Origin of the sequence: Exiguobacterium sp. s121 (assembly GCF_018617245.1) — a bacterium.
GTDB lineage: Bacteria > Bacillota > Bacilli > Exiguobacteriales > Exiguobacteriaceae > Exiguobacterium > Exiguobacterium profundum.
In genome coordinates this window covers 1664882-1687966 of the sequence record NZ_JACSJV010000001.1, presented here as the reverse complement: position 1 = coordinate 1687966, position 23085 = coordinate 1664882, and the positions used below count along the sequence as shown (strand labels likewise).

23 protein-coding genes are annotated in these 23085 nt (G+C 46.6%); 17 read left to right on the top strand and 6 right to left on the bottom strand.

From position 1 onward, the window contains the following. Window positions 1-74 precede the first annotated feature (74 nt). The 3 genes from KOG47_RS08685 to nadE all read left to right on the top strand — a co-directional run bounded on the left by KOG47_RS08685 (window position 75) and on the right by nadE (window position 2094). Window positions 75-269, top strand: coding sequence for a hypothetical protein (locus KOG47_RS08685; RefSeq protein ID WP_074037391.1), 195 nt, complete (start codon window positions 75-77; stop codon window positions 267-269). A 98-nt stretch (window positions 270-367) separates the two neighbouring features. Next, window positions 368-1168 (top strand): BsuPI-related putative proteinase inhibitor, encoded by an 801-nt coding sequence (locus KOG47_RS08680; protein WP_214691104.1) that lies wholly within the window; start codon window positions 368-370, stop codon window positions 1166-1168. A gap of 110 nt (window positions 1169-1278) precedes the next feature. Beyond that, on the top strand, window positions 1279-2094 hold the full coding sequence (gene nadE / locus KOG47_RS08675; protein ID WP_074037388.1) for an ammonia-dependent NAD(+) synthetase: 816 nt from the start codon (window positions 1279-1281) through the stop codon (window positions 2092-2094). A gap of 42 nt (window positions 2095-2136) precedes the next feature. On the opposite strand, the gene KOG47_RS08670 is transcribed toward nadE, so the two are convergent. Continuing rightward, complete coding sequence (locus tag KOG47_RS08670) at window positions 2137-2523, bottom strand: disulfide bond formation protein B (RefSeq protein ID WP_159562030.1); 387 nt, start codon at window positions 2521-2523, stop codon at window positions 2137-2139. A gap of 108 nt (window positions 2524-2631) precedes the next feature. On the opposite strand from KOG47_RS08670, the gene KOG47_RS08665 reads away from it, so the two are divergent. The 5 genes from KOG47_RS08665 (at window position 2632) to KOG47_RS08645 (ending at window position 8115) form a co-directional block, all read left to right on the top strand. Beyond that, a complete protein-coding gene (locus KOG47_RS08665; RefSeq protein ID WP_074037386.1) occupies window positions 2632-3507 on the top strand; it encodes a transcriptional regulator CcpC in 876 nt (291 codons plus the stop codon). Further along, a complete protein-coding gene (locus tag KOG47_RS08660) occupies window positions 3507-4628 on the top strand; it encodes an N-acetyldiaminopimelate deacetylase (RefSeq protein ID WP_074037384.1) in 1122 nt (373 codons plus the stop codon). The genes KOG47_RS08665 and KOG47_RS08660 overlap by 1 nt, the downstream gene beginning before the upstream one ends. A gap of 259 nt (window positions 4629-4887) precedes the next feature. Next, window positions 4888-6276, top strand: coding sequence for a cytochrome ubiquinol oxidase subunit I (locus KOG47_RS08655; RefSeq protein WP_215244081.1), 1389 nt, complete (start codon window positions 4888-4890; stop codon window positions 6274-6276). Window positions 6277-6290: 14 nt separating this feature from the next. Beyond that, window positions 6291-7322 (top strand): cytochrome d ubiquinol oxidase subunit II, encoded by a 1032-nt coding sequence (locus KOG47_RS08650; protein ID WP_215244080.1) that lies wholly within the window; start codon window positions 6291-6293, stop codon window positions 7320-7322. Between the two features lie 130 nt (window positions 7323-7452). After that, on the top strand, window positions 7453-8115 hold the full coding sequence (locus KOG47_RS08645; RefSeq protein ID WP_015881252.1) for a potassium channel family protein: 663 nt from the start codon (window positions 7453-7455) through the stop codon (window positions 8113-8115). A gap of 78 nt (window positions 8116-8193) precedes the next feature. Here KOG47_RS08645 and KOG47_RS08640 read toward each other — a convergent pair whose 3' ends face one another. Then, a complete protein-coding gene (locus KOG47_RS08640; protein ID WP_201302237.1) occupies window positions 8194-8982 on the bottom strand; it encodes a Cof-type HAD-IIB family hydrolase in 789 nt (262 codons plus the stop codon). A gap of 200 nt (window positions 8983-9182) precedes the next feature. On the opposite strand from KOG47_RS08640, the gene rnjA reads away from it, so the two are divergent. Further along, entirely contained in the window at window positions 9183-10850 is a 1668-nt protein-coding gene (gene rnjA / locus KOG47_RS08635; RefSeq protein WP_215244079.1) for a ribonuclease J1, read from the top strand. 62 nt (window positions 10851-10912) lie between these two features. Continuing rightward, complete coding sequence (locus tag KOG47_RS08630; RefSeq protein WP_215244078.1) at window positions 10913-12370, top strand: phospholipase D family protein; 1458 nt, start codon at window positions 10913-10915, stop codon at window positions 12368-12370. 41 nt (window positions 12371-12411) lie between these two features. On the opposite strand, the gene KOG47_RS08625 is transcribed toward KOG47_RS08630, so the two are convergent. After that, complete coding sequence (locus tag KOG47_RS08625) at window positions 12412-14037, bottom strand: alpha/beta hydrolase (RefSeq protein ID WP_074037380.1); 1626 nt, start codon at window positions 14035-14037, stop codon at window positions 12412-12414. A gap of 1 nt (window position 14038) precedes the next feature. After that, window positions 14039-14578, bottom strand: a complete 540-nt coding sequence (gene def, locus KOG47_RS08620) for a peptide deformylase (protein ID WP_214691101.1) — start codon at window positions 14576-14578, stop codon at window positions 14039-14041. 331 nt (window positions 14579-14909) lie between these two features. On the opposite strand from def, the gene pdhA reads away from it, so the two are divergent. The 4 genes from pdhA (at window position 14910) to lpdA (ending at window position 19761) form a co-directional block, all read left to right on the top strand. Next, window positions 14910-15995 (top strand): pyruvate dehydrogenase (acetyl-transferring) E1 component subunit alpha, encoded by a 1086-nt coding sequence (gene pdhA / locus KOG47_RS08615; protein WP_015881258.1) that lies wholly within the window; start codon window positions 14910-14912, stop codon window positions 15993-15995. A gap of 3 nt (window positions 15996-15998) precedes the next feature. Beyond that, window positions 15999-16976, top strand: a complete 978-nt coding sequence (locus KOG47_RS08610) for an alpha-ketoacid dehydrogenase subunit beta (RefSeq protein WP_074034993.1) — start codon at window positions 15999-16001, stop codon at window positions 16974-16976. 78 nt (window positions 16977-17054) lie between these two features. Further along, window positions 17055-18344, top strand: coding sequence for a dihydrolipoamide acetyltransferase family protein (locus tag KOG47_RS08605; RefSeq protein WP_015881260.1), 1290 nt, complete (start codon window positions 17055-17057; stop codon window positions 18342-18344). A gap of 4 nt (window positions 18345-18348) precedes the next feature. After that, window positions 18349-19761 carry a dihydrolipoyl dehydrogenase gene (gene lpdA / locus KOG47_RS08600; RefSeq protein WP_015881261.1) on the top strand — a complete coding sequence of 471 codons (1413 nt, stop codon included), beginning with the start codon at window positions 18349-18351 and terminating at the stop codon, window positions 19759-19761. 20 nt (window positions 19762-19781) lie between these two features. On the opposite strand, the gene aac(6') is transcribed toward lpdA, so the two are convergent. Further along, a complete protein-coding gene (aac(6'), locus tag KOG47_RS08595; RefSeq protein WP_159562035.1) occupies window positions 19782-20234 on the bottom strand; it encodes an aminoglycoside 6'-N-acetyltransferase in 453 nt (150 codons plus the stop codon). A gap of 75 nt (window positions 20235-20309) precedes the next feature. On the opposite strand from aac(6'), the gene KOG47_RS08590 reads away from it, so the two are divergent. Then, entirely contained in the window at window positions 20310-20615 is a 306-nt protein-coding gene (locus KOG47_RS08590; protein ID WP_031421518.1) for a DUF3055 domain-containing protein, read from the top strand. A 118-nt stretch (window positions 20616-20733) separates the two neighbouring features. Here the strand turns inward: KOG47_RS08590 and KOG47_RS08585 are convergent, their stop codons facing one another. Beyond that, the gene (locus KOG47_RS08585) at window positions 20734-22215 is read right to left on the bottom strand and encodes an aminotransferase class I/II-fold pyridoxal phosphate-dependent enzyme (protein WP_214691100.1); all 1482 of its coding nucleotides are present in this window, start codon (window positions 22213-22215) and stop codon (window positions 20734-20736) included. Between the two features lie 159 nt (window positions 22216-22374). On the opposite strand from KOG47_RS08585, the gene KOG47_RS08580 reads away from it, so the two are divergent. Both KOG47_RS08580 and KOG47_RS08575 read left to right on the top strand, forming a co-directional pair. Then, window positions 22375-22641: a UPF0223 family protein gene (locus tag KOG47_RS08580; RefSeq protein ID WP_031421520.1), complete on the top strand. Its 267-nt coding sequence runs from the start codon at window positions 22375-22377 to the stop codon at window positions 22639-22641. Between the two features lie 236 nt (window positions 22642-22877). Continuing rightward, window positions 22878-23066 (top strand): hypothetical protein, encoded by a 189-nt coding sequence (locus KOG47_RS08575; protein ID WP_015881266.1) that lies wholly within the window; start codon window positions 22878-22880, stop codon window positions 23064-23066. Window positions 23067-23085 lie beyond the last annotated feature (19 nt).

Below are 23085 nucleotides of genomic sequence, written 5' to 3'. Positions count from 1 at the left end.
GAACGATAGGACATATATCTTGGTTTCAGATTGGTACACTAGATTTATCACAGATGAACAAAGGAGCCATACTTATGATATTGTTTGCAGAAACGCCTGAACTTGTAGCTTATAAGGAAGTAGTAGGAGAAACGATGGTCGTCACGTTTGAATCGATGCACAGTGAGACGTTCTCTGTCACGGCTCAAGTCCGGTCTGATCTCGATATCGCAGATTCATTGTTCATGACCGGTTGGCAACAATACATGGAACAAACTAAAGTTTCGTAAAAAAGGTAAATAATATAAGGGAAATCATTACAAACGTCTGCACATTGTATACACTAGTGCTATAGACGTTTTTTATTTTGTTGAGGAGAGTGGGATCCATGAAGAAAACTTGGTTGCTCGCCGTAGTGACGGCAATCTTATTAGTCGTAGCGGGATGTGGGAAAGAAGAGGCGAAACCGAGTCAAGTAAACAGTGATTCGTCTGAACCACCGGCTCCATTGACGCTCGACACGGAAATGGCATACGATTCAGTAGCCCAAGCATTATCAGCAACAATCAAAATGACGAACCCAAATGAGGAAGCCGTGGATGTGACATTCAATACGTCACAGCGCTATCAGTTGATTATCAAACAAGGTGACAAAATCGTGTTTGATTATGGTAGCGAATTTATGTTCACGGAATCGATTATCGAAGAAAAGTGGGCAGCGGATGAACAAAAGATCTTCGATGAGGTCTTCCTGTTAGATGAATTAGAGGCTGGCGAATATTCGGTCGAAGTGATTGGGCTCGGTCAAGTTGATGGGGCACCTGAAATTGCTGTGACAGATGAGACGACGTTCACGGTTGAATCTGCTGCAACAGAAACTCCGGATGAAGGTACATCAGAAACACCGGAAGAAACACCAGCAACAGAGCCGCAATCGGACGGTGCGTTCCGCGATGTACAAATTGATTTGAATGACACGATGATTCAAGTGAGCGGGTATACGGATGAAGTCGAGTTCGAGTGGTCTGTGTCAGACGGACACAATATTTACGCTCAAGGCGCAGCCGAAGTGACCGGCGGTGGCTTCACGTTTGGGGTATTGCTCGATGAAGCACCGGCGAAAGATCAACCGTTGTTCTTAGAAATGACACCAATCGGTGGAGAGGTCACATCATTTAAAGTTCAATAAAGCCATGGCGGAAACTGTTGTTTCCGTCTTTCTTTTTGAGACGCTAGTTGACGGGGTATAAGGATTATCAGACAATAAAGCAAAATGAGAGCATAGTGGGAGGGCAATCCATGCAACAACATATCATTGAATCAACACATGTCAAACCGACCATCAACCCGAAAGAAGAAATTCGTCAACGCATCGACTTTTTGAAAGCATATGTGAAACGAGCCGGTGCGAAAGGACTCGTCCTAGGTATCTCAGGTGGGCAAGACTCAAGCCTTGCCGGAAAGCTATGTCAACTCGCCATGGAAGAGCTTCGTGAAGAAACGGGTGGCGAGTATACATTTTATGCGATCAGATTGCCATATGGTGAGCAACACGATGAGCATGACGCGCAACTTGCGCTTGAGTTCATTCGTCCGGACAAATCGTTCACTGTCAACATTAAGCCTGCTGTTGACGCATCGGTTGAAGCGTTTAACCGTGCAACGGGTCTCGAATTGAGTGACTTCCATAAAGGGAATACGAAGGCACGTGAGCGGATGAAGGCACAATACGATATCGCGGCAACATTCGGTGCCCTTGTGGTCGGAACGGATCATGCTGCGGAATATGTGACAGGATTTTATACAAAACACGGTGACGGAGCTTGTGACCTCACACCGTTGACCGGTTTGAACAAACGTCAAGGGAAAGCACTTCTCCATGAACTTGAAGCGCATGAGCGTGTGATTTATAAGGTGCCGACGGCTGACCTTGAAGATGGTCGCCCTGGACTTCCTGACGAAGTCGCACTCGGTATGACGTATGATCAGCTGGACGACTATTTGGAAGGGAAGACAATCGACCCAACAATCGCCGAGCGAATCGAGACAATTTTTAAACGTTCACGCCACAAGCATCACATGCCTGCCTCGTTGTACGACGAATGGTGGCAATGAAAAAAGGAGGAGCTGTCTCGAGACAGCTTCTCCTTTGTTGTCTTACGCTTTCTTAAGCGGTACGAACTGAACGATCAGGATGCAGGTAAAGGCGATAAAACTGAGGAGTGGGATGGTGACGAATCCAAAATAGTTGACCCAACGAATCAGGCAGTCGTTCGTACAGAAGGCTTCACCGTTCGGGATACGTTCTAAAATAACGTGATACAGACTGATACACCATCCGGCACCGGCCATAATCCCTACGAACAAGCGGTTGACGTCTCGTGCAGTCAACATGATAGTCAAGTAGTAGATGGCTAGTGGATACATAAAGATGCGTTGGAACCAACACAACTTACAAGGTAAAAAGAGCATGATCTCTGAAAAATAAAGGCTGCCGAGCGTCGCGACGGTCGCAACGATAAAGGCGAAATGATGACGTTGCATCAGATTTCCTCCTAACAATCAAATTGATGATTAAACATGATATGATACATTGAAACAAATACTTATTCAGTATACAATCTTTCAAACGATAGAGAAACAGGTGACGTGATGCAAGTTTCGGAAGTAGAAGTGTTAATTATTCTTGCGGAAGAATTGAATATGCGGAAAGCAGCCGAGCGGTTGTTTGTCTCACAACCAGCGCTCAGTCAACGGCTCGTGACCATCGAACATCAGTGGGGAAAGAAGATTTTCGTTCGCTCCACAAGAGGGCTCGCATTGACGCCAGATGGGGAGAAAATCATCGAGTTCGCCAAAAAGATGTACAGCGAAGAACAAGAACTGAGGGGTGAACTGACTGCCAACCAAGGGGAAGTGTACGGGACGTTGAAAATTGCCGTCGCCTCTATCATGGGACAATATTGGTTACCCAAGGTATTGAAGACGTTCGTTGAACGCTATCCGTCTGTCCGTGTCAAATTGGTCACCGGATGGTCGAGCGAAATGATGCGTTATATGCTCGAAGAGAATTTTCATATCGGAATCATTCGAGGGAATCCTGATTGGCGAGGAGAACGGATGAAGTTGTTCTCCGATTCCTTGCATTTGGTCGATCTAAAAATGACCGACCTCTCCCAACTAAAAAACAATGAGCGCTCGTTTATTCAATTCAAGAGTGACTCGACTTATTACCAGGAAATATTAGAGTGGTGGCAGGAACGGTTTTCGAGTCCACCTCTGACGACGCTGGTCGTCGATCAAATCGAGACATGCAAACAGATGGCGTTACACGGAATCGGGTTCGCGATTCTCCCTGAATCGACCATCAAAGATGTGAATGAGATGAATAAGATTCCATTGACGTCGTCGGGTGGTGTGCCACTCGTACGGGACACATGGATGCTTTCGACAGAATCGATGTTGGAGTTGGCGCAAGTTCAAGCGTTTTGGAAGATCGTTGAAGAAATTACGAAGGAGACTGAATGATGAATTGGGCAATTGAAGCGAGAAGACAGCTGCATTTAATTCCGGAAGCCGGATATGAAGAGTTCAAAACACAAGCGACACTTGAGCAATTGATTCGATCGCTCGATTCACCACGTGTTCACATCACACACTGGCGAACAGGTCTTTTCGTCCGGGTAGATGGTCTCGTCGGTGAGAAGACGATTGGATATCGAGCTGATATGGATGGACTGCCCATCACGGAAGAGACGGGGCTAGAATTCGCATCGATTCACGAAGGAATGATGCATGCATGCGGACATGATGTGCACATGTCGATCGCGCTTGGGTTAATTAAACGAGCGGTCGAGGAACCGCTTAACCATCACCTTGTCGTCTTTTTCCAACCGGCCGAAGAGGGCCCGGGAGGAGCCGAACCGATGGCGAAATCAGAATTGTTCTATCACTTCCGGCCGGATGCACTGTTCGGCTTGCATGTCGCGCCTGAATATCCTGTCGGCATGGTCGCTTCAAGACCGGGCGTGTTGTTTGCGAGTGCGCGAGAGCTTCATATCACCATTCATGGAAAAGGGGGGCATGGTGCTTTCCCTCACGCAGGGATTGACGCTGTTATCGTTCAGGCCGCCCTCATCATGCAACTGCAAACGATTGTGTCACGGAACATTGACCCGATGGGAAGTGCGGTCGTCAGTATCGGAAAAGTCGCAGCAGGAACGAAAGAAAATATCATCGCTGATACGGCCAAATTGGATGGGACGGTCCGTGCATTGTCCGACAAAGAAATGGTCGTGCTTGAAAGCCGGATTCGTCAAATCATTGCCGGTGTCGAGATGACGTATAACGTTCAGATTGACCTTGAATTTGGTAATCGCTATCACGAGGTCGTCAATGACGAACGTTACCTCTATCAATTCGAGGAAGCGGTGGAAGAGGTCGGCTATTCTTATAAAACGTGTGTCCCTGCCATGACGGGTGAAGATTTTGGATATATGTTGAAACAGGTCCCTGGATTCATGGTTTGGTTAGGCGTAAACGATATGGGATCAGGACTTCATCAATCGACACTCAACCCGGATGAACGTTCGATTGAAGTAGCCATCGATTTATTCGACCACTACTTCCGTAATGTCATGATTCAATAACATGAAGCGGTCTCGATTGAGTCCGCTTTTAGTGTGCCCGAAAAGGAGTGAACGAGGGTGAAAAAGGGAAAGATTTATTCATGTAAAGCGACGATTTTGTGGCGATTGCTCAAATGTGAACATTTTGCGAACTCGAGCATTGAGACATTACAGCGCAATATAAAATCATTATGATGTAAGTATCGAAGGGTATTCATCTGTGATTGTCGTTTCATACATGGGTTCGAAGCGATAGAGAGAGATAGGAGGTAATCAATAGATGTTTCAAGATCCTGTCCTGATGAGTCGAGCATTGACGGCACTCACATTAGGTTTTCATGTGATTTTTGCCACACTCGGCGTCGGGGTTCCACTTTTAATTTTATTGGCAGAATTTTTAGGAATACGTAAAAAAGACCCGAAATACACGCTCATGGCTCGCCGTTGGTCGCGTGGCTATGTCGTGACGGTAGCAGTTGGGGTTGTGACAGGTACGGCCATCGGTCTGCAGCTTTCACTTCTCTGGCCGAATTTGATGCGCGTTGCGGGTCAAACGATTGCGCTCCCGCTTTTCATGGAAACGTTCGCCTTCTTCTTTGAAGCGATTTTCCTTGGTATTTACTTGTACACGTGGGATCGATTTAAAAATCCGTGGCACCACATGCTTCTCGGGATACCGGTTGCAGTCGGTGCATTGTTCTCAGGGTTCTTTATCACAACGGTAAACAGTTTTATGAACCAGCCTGTAGGGTTTGATATTGTCGATGGTCGATTGGCAAATGTCAGCCCACTCGAGGCGATGTTCAGTCCGGCTATGCCGACTAAAATGGCACACGTGTTGACTTCAGCTATTTTAACATCCGCGTTCATTCTAGCTGCGATTGCAGCCGTTCAGTTGTTACGTCAACGTCGAAATCAACTCGACAAGATGTCGATTGAATATCACAAGAAAGGTCTCCGTCTGACGATGACGGTCGCTTTGATCTTTGCGATTGCGACAGCGCTCGTCGGTGACTTCTCAGGTAAATATTTGGCTCAGTACCAACCAGATAAATTAGCCGCGGCAGAATGGCATTTCGAAACCTCCTCCGAGGCTGAATTGATTTTGGGTGGATGGTTAGAAGATGATGGTCAAGGTGGCTATGAAGTCCGAGGCGCCTTGAAGATTCCTTACGCGCTCTCTATTCTTGCAGGTGGAGTCCCGAACTACGAGGTGACGGGTCTCAATGAGTTTGCGAAAAAAGATCAACCGCCGCTCTTCGTTCACTATCTATTTGATGCGATGGTCGGAATTGGGATGCTTCTCGCACTCATCTCCTTCCTGTTTGTACTCGGCCGCTATATTAAACGTTTGAACCAGTTCAGCAAGCCGATGCTCTTTGCGATTGCAGCCGGTGGACCGCTAGCCATGGCAGCGATTGAGTTTGGGTGGTTCTTCGCTGAATTTGGTCGTCAACCTTGGGCGTTATATGAGTTAATGCGTACGAGTGAGGCAGCTACGACTTCAGCGAACGTCGGTTGGATGCTTGTCGCTTTCGCGATCCTCTACGCGGTACTTGGAACAGTGACTGTGGTTGTCCTATCACGCCTGTTCAAAGAGAATCCGGTAGGGAAAGAACTAAAACAATCCGAGCATCGTGGTGAAGCGATGTTTGCGGATGAAGTGTGATCGGAGGGTATGACATGCAAATTCAAGAATTAGGGATTGCCGTCTTATGGACGTTCCTATACGGCTATCTCATCGTCGCATCGATTGACTTCGGTGCAGGCTTCTTCGCTTTCTATAGCCGCTATACGAAACGTGATCACTTAGTGAACCGACTCGTCAAACGGTATTTGTCACCGACATGGGAAGTGACGAACGTATTCTTCGTTTTCTTCTTTGTCGGGATTGTCGGATTCTTTCCGGACACCGCTTATTACTATGGTACGGCATTGCTCGTTCCAGCGTCTGTCGTGTTAATTCTGCTTGCGATTCGTGGTAGTTTTTATGCGTTCGCTAACTATGGCTCAAAGGAAAGCACGCTCTATATGTTCCTTTATGGAGCGACGGGATTACTCATCCCAGCTTCGATGTCGACGGTACTGACTGTCAGCCAAGGAGGTTTCATCACGGAAACAGAGAACGGGGTCTTCTTTGACGGAGCGAAGTTGTTCACCAACTTCTACTCCTGGACGGTCGTCATCTTGGCGATTGTCTCCGTCCTCTATATTAGTGCCATGTTCCTCTTGTTCTACGCGGACAAGGCACGTGACCAAAATGCCGTAGAACTCGTTCGGAAATGGGCTCTATTCTGGAGCGTCCCGACGATTATCGCATCGGGTCTCGTCTTCTTTGGATTGAAGTCGCAAGCTGCGTGGCATTACGAAAGTATCCTAGGAGGGAACTGGTGGTGGTTTGCGATGAGCTTCTTGTTCTTCGTCATCGCCGTCTCCTTCGTGTATATGAAACGAAATTACGGGGTTGCCTTCTTGATGGTCATGGGACAGTTCTTCATGGCATGGTTCGGATACGGATATTCTCACTTACCTTACATCCTGTATCCGTACATCGACATTAATGGAAGTGTCGTCAACGAGTCGATGGCGGTGGCGCTTGTCATCGTGTTCATCTTAGGATTGCTCCTACTCGTTCCGGCACTCTACCTCTTGCTCCGTTTGTTCTTGTTTGACAACGACTACGTACGAGGGAAACGCTCGAGTGGAAAAGCATAATGGCGAGAACGGGATTTCCTTTATTTAAAGGGAATCCCGTTTTGTATTTTGTATAGAGTTTTGAAGTGGAATCAGTTACACTGAACGAAGAATCAAGAAGTGAACATGTGTAGGAAAGGGATGTAGCATCATGACAGGTGAATTTGCAGTCATCGGATTAGGACGATTTGGTGGGTCGATCGTCCGTGAATTGTCTTCAAATGGATATGACGTCCTCGCCATCGATTCAGATGAGGAGCGTGTCAATGAGTTTATGGGATTGGCAACCCATGCCGTGATCGCCGATACAACAGATGAAAATGTGTTGAAGAGTTTGGGGATTCGTAACTTTGAACATGTCATCGTCGCCATCGGGGAGAATATTCAAGCTTCTATTTTGACGACGTTGATTTTAAAGGAACTTGGTGTTCAAATCATCACGGTGAAAGCAACAAACGATTACCATGAAAAAGTACTTCGTCGAATTGGGGCAGACAATATCGTCCACCCGGAGCGTGACATGGGCGTTCGAATTGCGAATGGATTGATGAGCCAAAGTATCCTCGACTACCTCGAATTATCGAATGAACATTCGATTGTCGAAATAAAAGCATCGGACAAGTTATCTAACAAATCACTCATCGATTTGGACTTGCGGGCGAAGTACGGGGTGAACATCGTGGCGATTCGTCGCGATGATGATGTCCTGATTTCTCCTCAAGCGGATGAGATGATTTTATCGGAAGATATTTTGATTATCATCGGGAAGGATACCGATTTGGATAGACTAGAGCGTACACTTCGTTCGAGATAAAAAAAAGACCTTTGGAGCGATGCCGCGATCGTTGAATCGATTGATCCAACTCGACGGTTTGACTCCAAGAGGTCTTTTTTAAATGAGTTTCATCGCTTTCAAGCCGTACTCGATTCCATCTTCAAGGATGGATTTCGTGACAAAATCCGCCACGTCTTTCGTTTCGGTGCGACCATTGCCCATGGCGATTCCAGTACCTACATACTGAAGCATGGCCAAGTCGTTCAACGCATCTCCGAAAGCGTACGTATTCTCAAGACGGTAGCCATTGGTCTCAATAAAGTGACGGATGCCATCTGCCTTACTGGCCCCTTTGTTGATCACGTCCATTGCATGAGGATGCCAACGGATAAAATCGAACTCACGGTAGGCGTTGATATAATGATGCTCGTCTTCAGGCGTGCAATACAGTAACGTCTGATACACATCTTCTTCTGTATGGAAGTTCGGTTCGAATGAAGGAATCGGCATGTCGAGTTCACCGAGCGATTGTTTGACGATGGCATCATTCGGTCTTGAAGCACCACCACGGTCTTGTCCCAAATAGACGAGAGTATGATCATTTGAAGCGGCGTGCGTCGTCAATCGGCCGAGTGCATCTTTTGAAAGCGTGTTACGATAGACGATTTCACCTTTATGCACGACAATCTGACCGTTATAGCAAACAAGACTATCAATCCCGACACGTTCTGGGATATCGGATAGCATGGCCGGTCCTCGTCCCGTCGCGATGAATGTCTCGACGCCGTTTTCTCGCAATGCCTGAATTGCTGAAATCGTGGAAGGCGGTATATAACTACCTTCATGTAAAAGCGTGCCGTCAATGTCGAAGAAAACAACCTTTTGATCTTCCATTTGATTCACCATTCTTTCTCTTTATCTAAAAAATATGTTTTCTGAACCCACTAAAAGGATAACACGAAATAGGGAAACTACCACGAATATCACATCGTTAGTGAAATATTGTCATGATATGAGCTATAATGAAAAAAGAATCTTACGGGCATATTCGAGAATCACTTATGTTTCACATAGATGTATTAATAATTGAAGTAAGGAGAGATTAAATGAAGTTTGTTAAGAACCACCAAACAGCCGTGTTCGCATTGGGCGGACTCGGAGAAATCGGGAAGAACACATATGTTGTTCAATTCCAAGATGAAATCATCGTCATCGATGCGGGAATCATGTTCCCAGAGGATGACTTGCTTGGAATCGACTATGTGATTCCTGATTACTCGTACCTGATTAAAAACAAGGACAAAGTAAAAGGGGTATTCATCACTCACGGTCACGAAGACCACATCGGGGGAATTCCATTCTTATTGAAGCAAGTGCAATTGCCGATTTACGCGACGAAGCTCGCGCTCGGATTGATTAAAGTTAAACTTGAGGAGCATGGGTTGCTTCGTGAGGCGGAACTCCATGAGATTGATGAGGATTCACTCATCAAGTTCCGCAAGACGAGCATCTCGTTCTTCCGCACGACGCACTCGATTCCGAACTCACTCGGTGTCGTCGTCAAGACGCCACAAGGGAACATCGTCCATACGGGTGACTTCAAGTTCGACTTCACTCCGGTAGGTGAGCCGGCAGACCTCGCCAAGATGGCGGAAATCGGAAAAGAAGGCGTGCTTTGTCTCTTGTCCGATTCGACAAATGCAGAAGTGGAAGGCTTCACGATGAGTGAGAGCGTTGTCGGTGGGACGATTAGTGAAACGTTCCGGAAAGCGGATGGTCGAATCATCTTTGCAACATTCGCATCGAACATCTATCGCTTGCAACAAGTGGTCGATGCGTGTGCCGAGACAGGTCGCCATCTCATGATTTTCGGTCGTTCGATGGAGAAAGTCATGACGATTGGACAAGAACTCGGTTTCATCAACGTTCCGAAAGGGATGATCATTGAGGCGAATCAAATGCGTCACTACGACCCGAATGGAATCGCGATTCTTTGTACCGGCTCGCAAGGGGAACCGATGGCAGCGCTCAGCCGTATTGCGAATGGTACCCATCGTCAAGTGTCAATCATTCCTGGGGATACGGTCATCTTTTCTTCTTCTCCAATCCCAGGAAATGCCATCTCCGTCGGGAAGACGATTGACCAGTTGTATAAAGCGGGAGCGGATGTTGTCTACGGTAAGTTGACGAACATTCATACATCAGGTCATGGTTCGCAACAAGAGCAGTTATTGATGATTCGTCTGTTGAATCCAAAATTCTTCATGCCGATTCACGGTGAGTACCGCATGTTGAAAAAGCATGCTGAGCTTGCTGAATCGGTAGGAATCCCGAAAGAGAACAGTTTCGTTATGGATAATGGTGAAGTGCTTGCTGTCGACTCGGAGTCGGCTGCGGTCACTGGCAAAATTTCTGCGAACGCTGTGTATATCGATGGGAATGGAATTGGTGATATCGGGAATATAGTATTAAGGGATCGCCGAATTCTGTCTGAAGATGGACTCGTTGTCGTCGTCATCAGCATCGATGGCAAGACGCGCAAACTCGTCTCAGGACCAGATATCATCTCACGTGGATTCGTCTATATGCGTGAATCAGGTAGTCTGATTCGTGACGGCGAACGATTGTTGAAGAAAACCGTCGAACAAGGATTGTCCAATAAGCAGATGAAGTGGTCGGAGATGAAACAACTCGTCTCAGACACCCTTACACCTTATTTGGCACAAAAGACGCGGAGACACCCGATGGTCCTGCCGATTATTATGGAAGTATGATTTGACGGGCTGTAGGAGACTACGGCTCGTTTTTTTCACCAGCAAATGAGGAGGGGGAGCTTATGGCGAAGGAAAAGGGGAAGAAAGGGTGGCCGAAATGGGGAGCTGCAATCGTAGCGGTCATTTTTCTCATCACGCTCGTATATCATCAAGTCAAACCATTACCGGAAGGCGTGTCGAGACAATCTGAACCATATCTCATCACAGATGACCAAATCGATTTTCTCCACGATTTGACCTATCAAGGGGAAGATACGGAGATTGTCGAACAAGAGATATTTAGTGAAGTTGAACGAGCAATACGTGAGGCAAAAGAATACATCGTCATGGACTTTTTCTTATTCAATCCTTATTCGAATGAAGACCGACAATATCCGGACATCACATCGCGCCTGTCATCGACATTGCTTGAGCAAATGGAGCGATATCCGGACTTGAAAGTCGTTTTTATTACAGACGATATCAATACGACTTATAACGGGCACGTTTCCGACCACTTCGATGTACTGGAGGAGGCAGGGGTAGAAGTCGTGTACACAAATCTCGACGAACTTCGTGACCCAAATATTCTTTACTCCACGTTTTATCGAATGGCGCTTCAATGGTTCGGTGATAGTCAATCCGGCTGGTTGCCGAATCCGATGGCCTCTTCGGCACCGGACATTACGGTTCGTGCTTATTTGAGGTTGCTCAACATCAAAGCGAACCATCGGAAGGTGATGGTCACTGAAAATGAGGGATTTGTACTATCCGCCAATCCACATGACGCTAGCGGATACCACTCGAATGTCGGTGTCCATTTAAAAGGACCGATTTTAAAAGAAATCGTTGAAGGTGAGCAAGCGGTCGCGACGTTCTCGAAAGGAGATGCACGCCGATTCCCTGATGATGAAGCGTTGTCGAAGATTGAAAATGCGCCGAGTGAGGCACCAATGGAGATTCGTTACGTCACCGAAGGGAAAATTCAAGAATCAGTGCTCGATGCAATGAATGGGGCGGACGATGGAGACACCATTTGGATCGGAATGTTTTATTTGGCAGACCGGAATATCATCCAAGCAATCGAGGATGCCGCAGGGCGCGGGGTGACTGTGAACTTGATCCTCGATCCGAACACGAATGCGTTCGGTCGATCGAAATCAGGGTTACCGAACTTACCGGTGACGGCAGAACTGAACACCGTCAACCCGGAGCATATCGAGATTCGCTGGTATGATGTCGGTAAGGAACAATATCATCCAAAAATCCTCTATGTAGATGGTGAGGAGAAAACCGTTGTCTTAGGATCGGGGAACTATACGACCCGGAACATGAACGATTACAACCTAGAGGCAGACGTCGAAGTGACAGGAGAAGTGGATACAGCCTTCTTTGATGAGGTGGACGAGTATTTTAATCGTCTATGGAACAATGAGAACGGCGCGTATACGGTAGCATATGATGAGATTCAAACGGATCTCCCGCTCGGAAAGTATATGATGTATTGGCTCCAAAAAGTCACATGGACGATGACCTATTAAAAAACAGCTATCCTCAAAGTTTGGGGATAGCTGTTTTGACGTTAGTTCGTCTCGATTGGATTAAACTCATTCGTGTATTCATATAAGAATTTCCCGGTCTCTTTCAAGACGTCACTTTTACGGTGAAGCGAGAAATGGTCGTACGGCACAGTTTCTGTCTGAATGTTATTCGTATACTCTTCAAGTAACAGCGAACTTGCCGGCTCAATCAAATTGAATTCGCCACCTCGTCCAGAGAAGGAGAGTACCTGAACGGACCTCGGCCATGTCTCGAGTTTAGACTGGAATGCTTGCAGTCCGTCTGAGTTAGGGGACAAATCACGGATGGCAGGGCTTCCGGTATTAATGCCGAAGTTACTGGCAGATAAACCGAAGTTTGCAAGGCGCGTCCCGCCGAACGGGCTATCGAACGTCACAAACTTATCGACGATGTATGTCTCTTGATTCAGGATATAGTTGGCAGCGGCTACGCCACCCATGCTATGGCCAATGATATACATCCGATCGAATGATCGATTTCTCGTTTTTTTATATGTTTCAATGGCTGCATTCAACCACTTTGTCTGATTGTTTAAAGAAGCCTCTGCATCTTCGAACTCGATTCGGACAATCGGACGAGTTGAACTAAAATCATATATTTCACAGTCGGTCTTGCCTTTGACAGTCACGGTACAAAGCGCCCCGTCAGTCGCTTGACCACTTTGTTCCATCGCTTGAGAGAAGCGGAGGAACGTCCGGTCTGTCCCGAGTAGTCCATGAACTGCAAACGTAGGGATGAACTCATTCGTTTGAGAAGCTTGACGTATCGCCTCGGATTGACGCTCGTTCGTCAACTCTTGTCGGAAGGTGACGATGATGAGAGCAAGTGAAAGTGAGACGATCAACAGTCCGAGGAGACGTGAACGAATGGATGTCTCTTTTGGGTTGCCAACATTCCGACGATATTTGCGCCAAATGAAGTAAGTCAATACGGCCGCTGCAATCAGAACGATTCCCGTCACGATCCAAGCGTTGACGTTCGGTACATGGGCAACTAGCTTCACGTTATTTTGCCGACCGCCGTAGACTTGCCACTCGACATGTTTCATAGAACGGAGGTCTAGGCCAGTTCCATCCTCAACGAATACGCCGGTCGGAACAGTCAAGTTAAAGCGAATGTCGGCTTGGCGGATATATCGTTCAGCCAATTTTTTGGGGGAGCCGGTTAGTTCAACACCGGGTAAGTCGACCCGATCGAGTCGGAGGTCGAGATTGGTTTGGAGTGTATATGAATCAAACCAAATGCCTTCCTGTTGTTCGATGTCGAACTGAATATCCGGAGGGACTAAAATACCGGCTGGTCCCGTTTTCCATTCCTCTTTAATCTGTTGCAACTCGTCCACATTTTTAAATGTCTTCTTTAAGACCATGCCTTCGTAGTCATCAGGACTCGAATAATCTTCCGTCTCATATCCGTTCGCTTCTGCTTGCTCTTTCCACGTATCCCAGTCGAGTCTGAGATTGAGCAATTTCATGACTGGATGATCACGGAACGCGTAAGTCGTTTCAAGCGAAACAGATTGGTCATAGTGGACGGTCGCATCATAATTGATTCGCACACATCCACCGATTAAAAGAAATAAAAATGGGAATAGTAACAACAGTGCCCTTTTTCTCGAACTAAACATGTTAAATCGGTTCGCCGTATGTTTCTAACGGGTTCGACATATTGATCCGGTCATAGAACATGATCCCGTCTAAATGATCGAGCTCGTGCTGACATACGACAGCGCGCATTCCGCGCAGACGAAGCTTAATCGGCTTCCCCTCGCGGTCGAACCCTTCTAACGTGATTCGACGAAAACGAGGTACATTTCCTTTGACCACGCGATCGACCGATAGACAGCCTTCGCCGCCATTCAAAAATGTCTGTTCGACGGAATGACTTGTAATTTTAGGATTGAAGATGGAGAGTTTAAACGTCTCTTCCTCTTCTTGTAGCAATACTGTGAAGAAACGGCGATTTACACCGAGTTGAGGTGCGGCGATTCCGACACCACCTCGTAACTCGTATTTCTCGCTCATCTCTGGGTCTTGACTATTGACAAGAAACGTCTCCATCTCGTCGAGTAACGCCAAATCTTCTGTTGTTGGCGGAATCGAAACTTCGGCTGAACGCGCGCGAAGTCGCTCGTCTCCTTCGCGGATGACATCTTTCATGGTTAACATACACAACTTCCTTTCTATCGAACTTATATGATTGATTATATCATATTTAAACAGGAAGGAATGTGGATGGTACAGAAGGTGAAATGAAAATAATACAGTGGTGAAAAGGATGTCATATCCCTTGAATGTAAGCGTTTTATTTCGGTAAGCATATTTTTTGCGTTATTGAAACAACCCGTTTTATACTAACAAGGAAACGTCAGGAGAGGATAACTTTTCTGAATCACGTTAATACAGATTGCTTTTTTGGACAGATACACGTAAGATTTGAGATAGTGTTTGATCACAAAAAAGACAATTGTCTCATAGTTGAAAGGATGAGGTGAAACGAATGAACAACGTTCAGGTACTTCAAAACGTGGAAGAAAACTTCCAAACGTTCCGTATTCTCGACGAGAAGGGTGAGGTCGTCAACCAAGACGCAATGCCTGACCTAACGGACGAGCAACTTCAGGAACTCATGCGCCGCATGGTCTATACTCGAATCTGGGACCAACGCGCCATCTCACTTAACCGTCAAGGTCGCTTAGGATTCTACGCGCCAGTGGCAGGTCAAGAGGCGACGATGATCGGGACGCAATACGCGCTCGACAAAGAGGACTGGATCCTTCCAGGATACCGTGATATCCCACAACTCGTATTCCACGGACTTCCGCTTTATCAAGCGTTCTTGTTCTCACGTGGACACGTGGCGGGAAACCGCATCCCTGAAGGTGTCAACGTATTGATGCCACAAATCATCATCGGTGCACAAATCATTCAAACTGCGGGTGTGGCAATGGGCCTCAAACGCAACGGCAACAAAAATGTCGCCATTACTTACACAGGTGACGGTGGCTCATCACAAGGTGACTTCTACGAAGGATTGAACTTTGCAGGTGCATTCAAATCACCAGCAATCTTCGTCGTTCAAAACAACCGTTTCGCTATCTCAACTCCTGTTGAAAAGCAAACTGCAGCTAAAACGATCGCGCAAAAAGCTGTTGCAGCTGGAATCAACGGAATTCAAGTAGATGGAATGGACGTTCTTGCAGTGCTCGCAGCGACTCAACAAGCTCGCGTCGACGCACTCGAGGGAACACCGACACTTATCGAGTCACTCACTTACCGTTACGGACCACATACGCTCGCTGGGGATGACCCAACACGTTACCGTACAAAAGAACTCGACACAGAGTATCAAGAAAAAGATCCACTCGTACGTTTCCGTCTCTTCCTTGAGAACAAGAAACTCTGGAACGAAGACATGGAGAACGAAGTGATCGAGCAAGCGAAAGCTGACGTGAAAGAAGCAATCAGCCAAGCAGACAAAGAACCAAAACAAAAAGTTTCGGACTTCATCAACAACATGTTCGAAGAACTTCCTTCAAACTTGAAAGAACAGCTTGAAGAATATACTGCAAAGGAGTCGAAGTAAGTTATGGCTCAAATGACAATGATCCAAGCGATTACTGATGCGATGCGCGTTGAAATGAAACGCGACGAGAAAGTACTTCTTTTCGGAGAAGACGTTGGTAAAAACGGTGGGGTATTCCGCGCGACGGAAGGTCTCCAAGACGAGCTCGGCGAAGACCGTGTCTTCGACACGCCACTCGCTGAATCAGGGATTGGTGGTCTTGCGATCGGTCTAGGTCTTACTGGATTCCGTCCGATTATGGAAGTTCAATTCTTCGGATTCGTATTCGAAGTTTTCGACTCAATCGCAGCTCAAATGGCACGTATGCGTTACCGTTCAGGCGGCGCTTACAGCCAACCAATCACAATCCGTTCACCATTCGGTGGTGGAGTTAAGACACCTGAGCTTCACGCGGACAGCCTTGAAGGCTTGATGGCTCAGACACCTGGTCTTAAAGTTGTTATTCCATCAACTCCTTACGATGCAAAAGGTTTGTTGATCGCGTCAATCCGTGACAACGACCCAGTCGTGTTCCTCGAGCACATGAAATTGTATCGTTCATTCCGTGGCGAAGTACCTGAAGGTGATTACACAATCGAACTCGGTAAAGCAGATGTGAAACGTGAAGGTACAGACGTTTCAATCATCACTTACGGTGCGATGGTGCATACTTCACTTAAAGCAGCGGAAGAACTTGAAAAAGAAAACATCAACGTTGAAGTAATCGACCTCATGACAGTGAGCCCGCTTGATATCGACACAATCGTAGAGTCTGTTAAGAAAACAGGTCGTGCGATCGTCGTTCAAGAAGCACAACGTCAAGCAGGTATCGCAGCGAACGTTGTAACTGAAATTCAAGAGCGCGCAATTCTTCACCTCGAAGCACCAGTTCTTCGAGTAACTGCACCAGACACAGTCTTCGCATTCGCACAAGGTGAAGACATGTGGTTACCTGACCATAAAGATGTCGTTGCAAAAGTTAAGGAAGTTGTGAACTTCTAAGATCGTGTCGAATAAACGATGAGGGAGAATTGTCTCCCTTGTCGTGTTTACATGATGAATTGATGGGAGGAAAAACCAGTGGCAGTATTTGAATTTAAATTACCAGATATCGGTGAAGGTATTCACGAAGGTGAAATCGTCAAGTGGTTCGTAAAAGCAGGGGATACGGTCAAAGAGGACGATGTTCTTTTAGAAGTACAAAACGACAAAGCAGTCGTTGAAATCCCAGCTCCAGTCGACGGTACAGTCAAAGAAGTTAAAGTTTCTGAAGGTACAGTTGCTGTAGTCGGCGACGTCCTCATTACGTTTGACATCGAAGGCGACGCACCAGCAGGTGAAGAAGAAACACCTGAACAACCGAAAGCAGAAGAGAAGACAGAAGACGTAAAAGAAGATGTGAAAGAAGACGCGCCACGCGACGTTCAACTTCACAAATCTGAGCGTGTTATCGCTATGCCATCTGTCCGTAAATATGCACGTGAAAAAGGTGTCGACATCCGTGAAGTAAACGGTTCTGGCGACAACGGCCGTGTATTGAAAGAAGACATCGATGCATTCGCGAACGGCGAAGCACCGTCTGCAGAAGCTACAACAGAGAAAACAGAATCTGTAGCACCAGCAGCAGCTGCGAAAACGGAAATCAAGCCTTACGAGTCAGCGACTCCTGAACTTGAAACACGTGAGAAAATCCGTGGAATCCGTAAAGCCATCTCGAAAGCTATGGTTAACTCGAAACACACTGCACCACACGTTACACTCATGGACGAAGTCGACGTTACAAAACTCGTTGCACTCCGTAAAGATTTCAAACAAGTCGCGGCTGACCAAGGCGTGAAACTCACGTACTTGCCATTCGTCGTGAAAGCATTGACTGCTGCAGCGAAAGCATTCCCAACAATCAACGCTTCAATCGATGACGTGAACGAAGAAATCGTCTACAAAAACTACTACAACATCGGGATTGCAGCTGACACGGACAACGGACTCGTTGTACCAGTCGTAAAAGATGCAGACCGTAAATCAATCTATGCACTTGCTACAAACATTAACGAACTTGCAGGTAAAGCTCGTGAAGGTAAGCTCGCTGGGGAAGACATGAAAGGCGGATCGATCACAATCACAAACATCGGTTCAGCTGGTGGACAATGGTTCACACCTGTCATCAACCACCCAGAAGTTGCGATTCTCGGTATCGGCCGTATCGCTGAGAAAGCTGTCGTGAAGAACGGTGAAATCGTTGCTGCGCCAGTACTTGCACTTTCATTCAGCTTTGACCACCGCCTCATCGACGGTGCGACTGCACAAAACGCTCTTAACATGGTGAAACGCTTGCTCGAAGACCCAGCACTTCTAATGATGGAGGGATAAGAACATGGTAGTAGGAGAATTCGCACAAGAAACTGATTTGCTTGTCATCGGTGCCGGTCCTGGTGGATACGTTGCCGCAATCCGTGGCGCACAGCTCGGAATGAAAGTAACTATCGTTGAGAAAGGCAACTTCGGTGGTGTCTGCTTGAACGTCGGATGTATCCCATCGAAAGCGTTGATCACAGCAGGACACAACTTCCAACACGCTAAAGGTCATGATTCAATGGGAATCACGTCTGACAACGTGTCAGTGGACTTCACAAAAGTTCAAGATTGGAAACAGTCAGTCGTTAACAAATTGACTGGCGGTGTTAAAGGTCTCCTCAAAGGAAACAAAATCGAGATCGTTCAAGGTGAAGCGTTCTTCGCGTCTGAAGACACAGTTCGTGTCATCACTGAAGACAGCTCAACTCCTTACAAATTTAAAAAAGCGATTGTCGCGACTGGTTCTACACCAATCGAGATCCCATCGTTCAAATGGTCTAAACGCGTCCTTTCTTCAACTGGCGCTTTGGCACTTCCTGAAGTACCGAAGAAACTCGTCGTTATCGGCGGTGGATACATCGGTATGGAGCTCGGTACTGCATACGCTAACTTCGATACAGAAGTTGTCGTTGTAGAGGGCGCTAGCGACATCTTGTCTGGTTTCGAACCACAAATGACGCAAATCGTTAAGAAGAAACTCAAGCAAAAAGGGAACGTCACGATCCACACGAATGCACTTGCTAAAGGTGTTGAAGAAACGGAAGACGGCGTAACCGTTAAGTTTGAAGTAAACGGTGAAGAACAATCTGTTGAAGCGGACTATGTCCTCGTCACAGTTGGTCGTCGTCCAAACACAGGTGACATCGGTCTTGAGAACGCGGACGTTAAAATCAGCGACCGCGGAATCATCGAAATCGATGACCAGTGTAAAACATCGAACGAAAACATCTATGCAATCGGTGATATCGTTCCTGGACCACCACTTGCACACAAAGCATCTTACGAAGCGAAAATCGCAGCGGAAGCAGCAGCAGGTAAGCCAGCTTACCTCGACTACTCTGCAATCCCTGCAGTCGTCTTCACAGATCCTGAGCTCGCAACGGTTGGTTACACAGAGCCACTCGCAAAAGAAGAAGGACTCGAAATCACAGTTTCGAAATTCCCATTTGCAGCGAACGGTCGTGCACTTGCACTTGACGAGCCAGACGGCTTCATGAAGCTCATCACACGCAAAGAGGACGGTCTCTTGATCGGTGCTCAAATCGCGGGTACTGGCGCTTCAGATATGATTGCTGAGCTTGGTCTTGCAATCGAGGCTGGTATGACTGCTGAAGATATCGCACTTACAATCCACGCTCACCCATCACTCGGTGAGATGGCAATGGAAGCTGCTGAAATCGCAATGGGTATGCCAATCCACGTCGTAAAATAAGAATACTCATAAAAGCTCTCTCACTTTTCGTGAGAGAGCTTTTTCATGTAGGTGACGACACGCTCGACTTCCTTGAATCCAATTTTCTCGTGAAAGCGTTGACTGTCCTCGTTTTCAAGCTCGGTATCCGATGCCAGTTCGATACAACCATGACGCGCCGCGAAGGTCGACGCAGCATCGACCAAACGAGAGGCAACACCTCGATGACGCTCTGATTCAATGACATAGATTCCTTCCATATAGGCGGTCGGTGACGTGCTAGAACCTGGCACGTAGTCATGTCGGAAACTGAGCTGACAAAAACCAACTGCCTCCCCATGTTCATTTGATGCGATGAAATAATGCATCTTTTTTGAGGCGAGACCGAGTTTGACTTCCATTCGTAATTCTTCAATAGGGGCATCTGGCCATAGGTCGTGCATGAACTGGACAAGAGTTTCAACGTTTAACTCCGTTGCATAATCAATCTTCATTGTCATTCTCTCCTTAGGTTTCATACTAGTAGTATAAAGGAAAATACATGTGAAGAGAGAAGGGAGGGAATCCTGATGGCATTCGATGAGGAGTTATTATACACCGTATCCGAGACGAGTCGTGTCCGATTTACCGGTATTGAAACAGAAGCCGCTCGTTATGATTTTGGTTTCGTTTATACACAGCAATTCATGGGCAAGGTGTTAGTCGTCTGTATGCAAACGGGTCAATCGGCCCTTCTTGATTTGCATGCGCTAGAAGAGCCACGTCAATTGTATCCGATGCTTGGCATTAACTTGAACGACACGGAACACGTCGCTGAATTTTTACGACTTTGCTTGGTCGAAAAAACACAAGCATCTGAAGAAATTGATACTTGAAAAAATGTAAGCGTTTTCTTATAATAAGCACTAGGGGAAGCAATTCGATCATCTACAGCCACCTTTTCTGAGATGACATAAAAAATGAGCCGGTCACGATGACCGGCTCATTTTTTATTTAGCGAATCGCTTTTGTTTGTTGGATGACTTTAATCATTTGCAGTGACTCATCTTCAAGACCTTGAACCGGAAGACCCGCTTCAATGTTGGCCATGATGTACTCGAGTGTCGAAGTCGTAATCAATTCGCCTGGAATGATGATCGGAATCCCTGGCGGATACACCATAATGAATTCCGCTGAAATACGGCCGACTGCGTTTTCGAGAGGAATCGTTTCCGTCTCTTCATAAAACGCATCACGAGGGCTGAGCGCAAGAGGTGGAATCTCTGGGAGCATGATCGATAGTGAATCGTTACCAGACTTCTGATAAACGGAGACGACGTCTCGCATCGCTTCAATCAATGCTTGAATCGTGGACTCATCATCCGCTGATGTGACGATAAAGAGCACATTCAATAAATCGGACATCTCGACTTCGATACGGTGTTTGTCCCGAAGAAATTTCTCGACTTCAAATCCTGTTATTCCAAGTTCGCGCACGGATACGAGTACTTTCGTTTCGTCGAGCGCGTATGTCGATTCAGAATGCAATTCGGCATGACCGTATACTGACAAGTTAGGCATGTGGTTGATTGCTGTACGAGCCGTTCTCGCAAGCTCAAGTGCACGTTCATTCATCATGTGTCCCTTTGTCGCTAACTGTCGACGTGCCGCGTCGAGAGAAGCGAGGAGCAAGTAGGACGTCGAAGTCGTTGTAATCATGGAAAGCATCGCATGAATTCGTTCTGGCGAGACGAGACCGCGGCGTACGTTCAAAATCGAACTGCCTGTCATTGAACCACCAAGCTTGTGTACACTCGTCGCCGCCACATCTGCTCCCGCTTGCATCGCCGAGAGTGGGAGTTCATCGTGAAAAGGGAGATGAACGCCGTGTGCCTCATCGACAAGTACAGGAACGTCTTGCTCATGAGCGACAGACACGATACGCTCTAAATCACCTGCGACACCGAAATAAGTCGGATTAATGACGAGAACGGCTTTTGTGTCCGGGTGAAGTTCAAGTGCGCGTTCTACGGCACTAGCTGTGATTCCGTGGGCGATGCCGTATGTTTCGTCAAATTCCGGGTGGATGAAGACCGGATGAGCACCCGTTAAGACGAGCGCGGACATGACGGATTTATGGACGTTCCGTGGCACAATGATTTTTTCATTCGGGCCAACGACACCCATGATCATAGCCATGATGGCACTCGATGTTCCCTGGACAGAGAAAAAGGTCTCGTCAGCACGGAACGCCTCTGCCGCCAAGCGTTCCGCTTCAGCGATTGCCGCTTTTGGATGATGGAGGTCATCGAGTGGGGCAATGTTAATCAAATCAATTTTTAGGGCGTTTTCACCAATAAAGTCACGAAACTCTGGGTCCATCCCTTTTCCGCTTTTATGACCAGGAATGTGGAACGCAATCGGGTTTGAGTCGACATGTTCAAGCAACGTGTCAAATAGTGGCGTTTCGAGCTGAGTAGCACCTTTTAATTTCAATCGTAAATCCCCCTTGAATCAGTTTATTTATAAGATGAATAGTATCGTTATGATATATGTTGTTTTTAAAAAAAGAAGCAACAAAAAAACTATAGAGATTTCTGGCTCAACTTGCAATAGTTTTTTTTGTTGTTACAATGGGTGTCGAGGTGAAACAATATGCAAATTAACTATCCGATCAATCCGGATTGGACGACAGACGAATTGATTGAAGTCGTCGAGTTTTATAACGTTGTCGCACAAGCCAATGAAGGTGGAGTCGAACGAGAGGTTTTTCTCGATTCCTATCGTGCCTTCAAGCAAATCGTAACATCTAAGTCGGAGGAGAAACAACTGAACGCGGTTCACGATGAGCAGACGGGCTATTCCACATATCGTACGGTTCAGGCGGCAATGAAGTCCTCGAGTAAAATGATTAAACTGTAAGACCGAGCATGCCCGAGCAAATTCAGGCATGCTTTTTTGTTATTTCTCCTATAAATCGGGTACAGTTCATTAACACCAAATCAGGTTTAGGGACCTCGGAATTGGGAATATATCCATTAAGATAAAAAATTCAAAATAGTCAGACAATTCTCTTTCTTTTTCGAATTTTATCTGATATACTCAATTCAACTCACTAAACCGTAACTTGTAGCCCAACAAAAGGAGTGTGGCATCTTATGAAACAAGTGATTGAGGCATTCAAAAGAAAAGACGCAGAAAAACGGATCCCGGTGCTGCGCTTAGAGATTGATTATGAATTGGCAACCCTCTTCGATGCGATGGCGTCACAAGATGATGCTACAGTTCAGGCTAGCAAGCATCGGTTAGAGAAGTACCGCCAAGAATTATTGCGTCTCGAAGCCTAACCATTACACACATTCAACC

Coding starts and splice junctions, on each gene's coding strand:
- KOG47_RS08685 (WP_074037391.1), top strand. CDS start 75: ATGATATTGTTTGCAGAAACGCCTGAACTTGTAGCTTATAAGGAAGTA.
- KOG47_RS08680 (WP_214691104.1), top strand. CDS start 368: ATGAAGAAAACTTGGTTGCTCGCCGTAGTGACGGCAATCTTATTAGTC.
- nadE (WP_074037388.1), top strand. CDS start 1,279: ATGCAACAACATATCATTGAATCAACACATGTCAAACCGACCATCAAC.
- KOG47_RS08670 (WP_159562030.1), bottom strand. CDS start 2,523: ATGCAACGTCATCATTTCGCCTTTATCGTTGCGACCGTCGCGACGCTC.
- KOG47_RS08665 (WP_074037386.1), top strand. CDS start 2,632: ATGCAAGTTTCGGAAGTAGAAGTGTTAATTATTCTTGCGGAAGAATTG.
- KOG47_RS08660 (WP_074037384.1), top strand. CDS start 3,507: ATGAATTGGGCAATTGAAGCGAGAAGACAGCTGCATTTAATTCCGGAA.
- KOG47_RS08655 (WP_215244081.1), top strand. CDS start 4,888: ATGTTTCAAGATCCTGTCCTGATGAGTCGAGCATTGACGGCACTCACA.
- KOG47_RS08650 (WP_215244080.1), top strand. CDS start 6,291: ATGCAAATTCAAGAATTAGGGATTGCCGTCTTATGGACGTTCCTATAC.
- KOG47_RS08645 (WP_015881252.1), top strand. CDS start 7,453: ATGACAGGTGAATTTGCAGTCATCGGATTAGGACGATTTGGTGGGTCG.
- KOG47_RS08640 (WP_201302237.1), bottom strand. CDS start 8,982: ATGGTGAATCAAATGGAAGATCAAAAGGTTGTTTTCTTCGACATTGAC.
- rnjA (WP_215244079.1), top strand. CDS start 9,183: ATGAAGTTTGTTAAGAACCACCAAACAGCCGTGTTCGCATTGGGCGGA.
- KOG47_RS08630 (WP_215244078.1), top strand. CDS start 10,913: ATGGCGAAGGAAAAGGGGAAGAAAGGGTGGCCGAAATGGGGAGCTGCA.
- KOG47_RS08625 (WP_074037380.1), bottom strand. CDS start 14,037: ATGTTTAGTTCGAGAAAAAGGGCACTGTTGTTACTATTCCCATTTTTA.
- def (WP_214691101.1), bottom strand. CDS start 14,578: ATGTTAACCATGAAAGATGTCATCCGCGAAGGAGACGAGCGACTTCGC.
- pdhA (WP_015881258.1), top strand. CDS start 14,910: ATGAACAACGTTCAGGTACTTCAAAACGTGGAAGAAAACTTCCAAACG.
- KOG47_RS08610 (WP_074034993.1), top strand. CDS start 15,999: ATGGCTCAAATGACAATGATCCAAGCGATTACTGATGCGATGCGCGTT.
- lpdA (WP_015881261.1), top strand. CDS start 18,349: ATGGTAGTAGGAGAATTCGCACAAGAAACTGATTTGCTTGTCATCGGT.
- KOG47_RS08590 (WP_031421518.1), top strand. CDS start 20,310: ATGGCATTCGATGAGGAGTTATTATACACCGTATCCGAGACGAGTCGT.
- KOG47_RS08580 (WP_031421520.1), top strand. CDS start 22,375: ATGCAAATTAACTATCCGATCAATCCGGATTGGACGACAGACGAATTG.
- KOG47_RS08575 (WP_015881266.1), top strand. CDS start 22,878: ATGAAACAAGTGATTGAGGCATTCAAAAGAAAAGACGCAGAAAAACGG.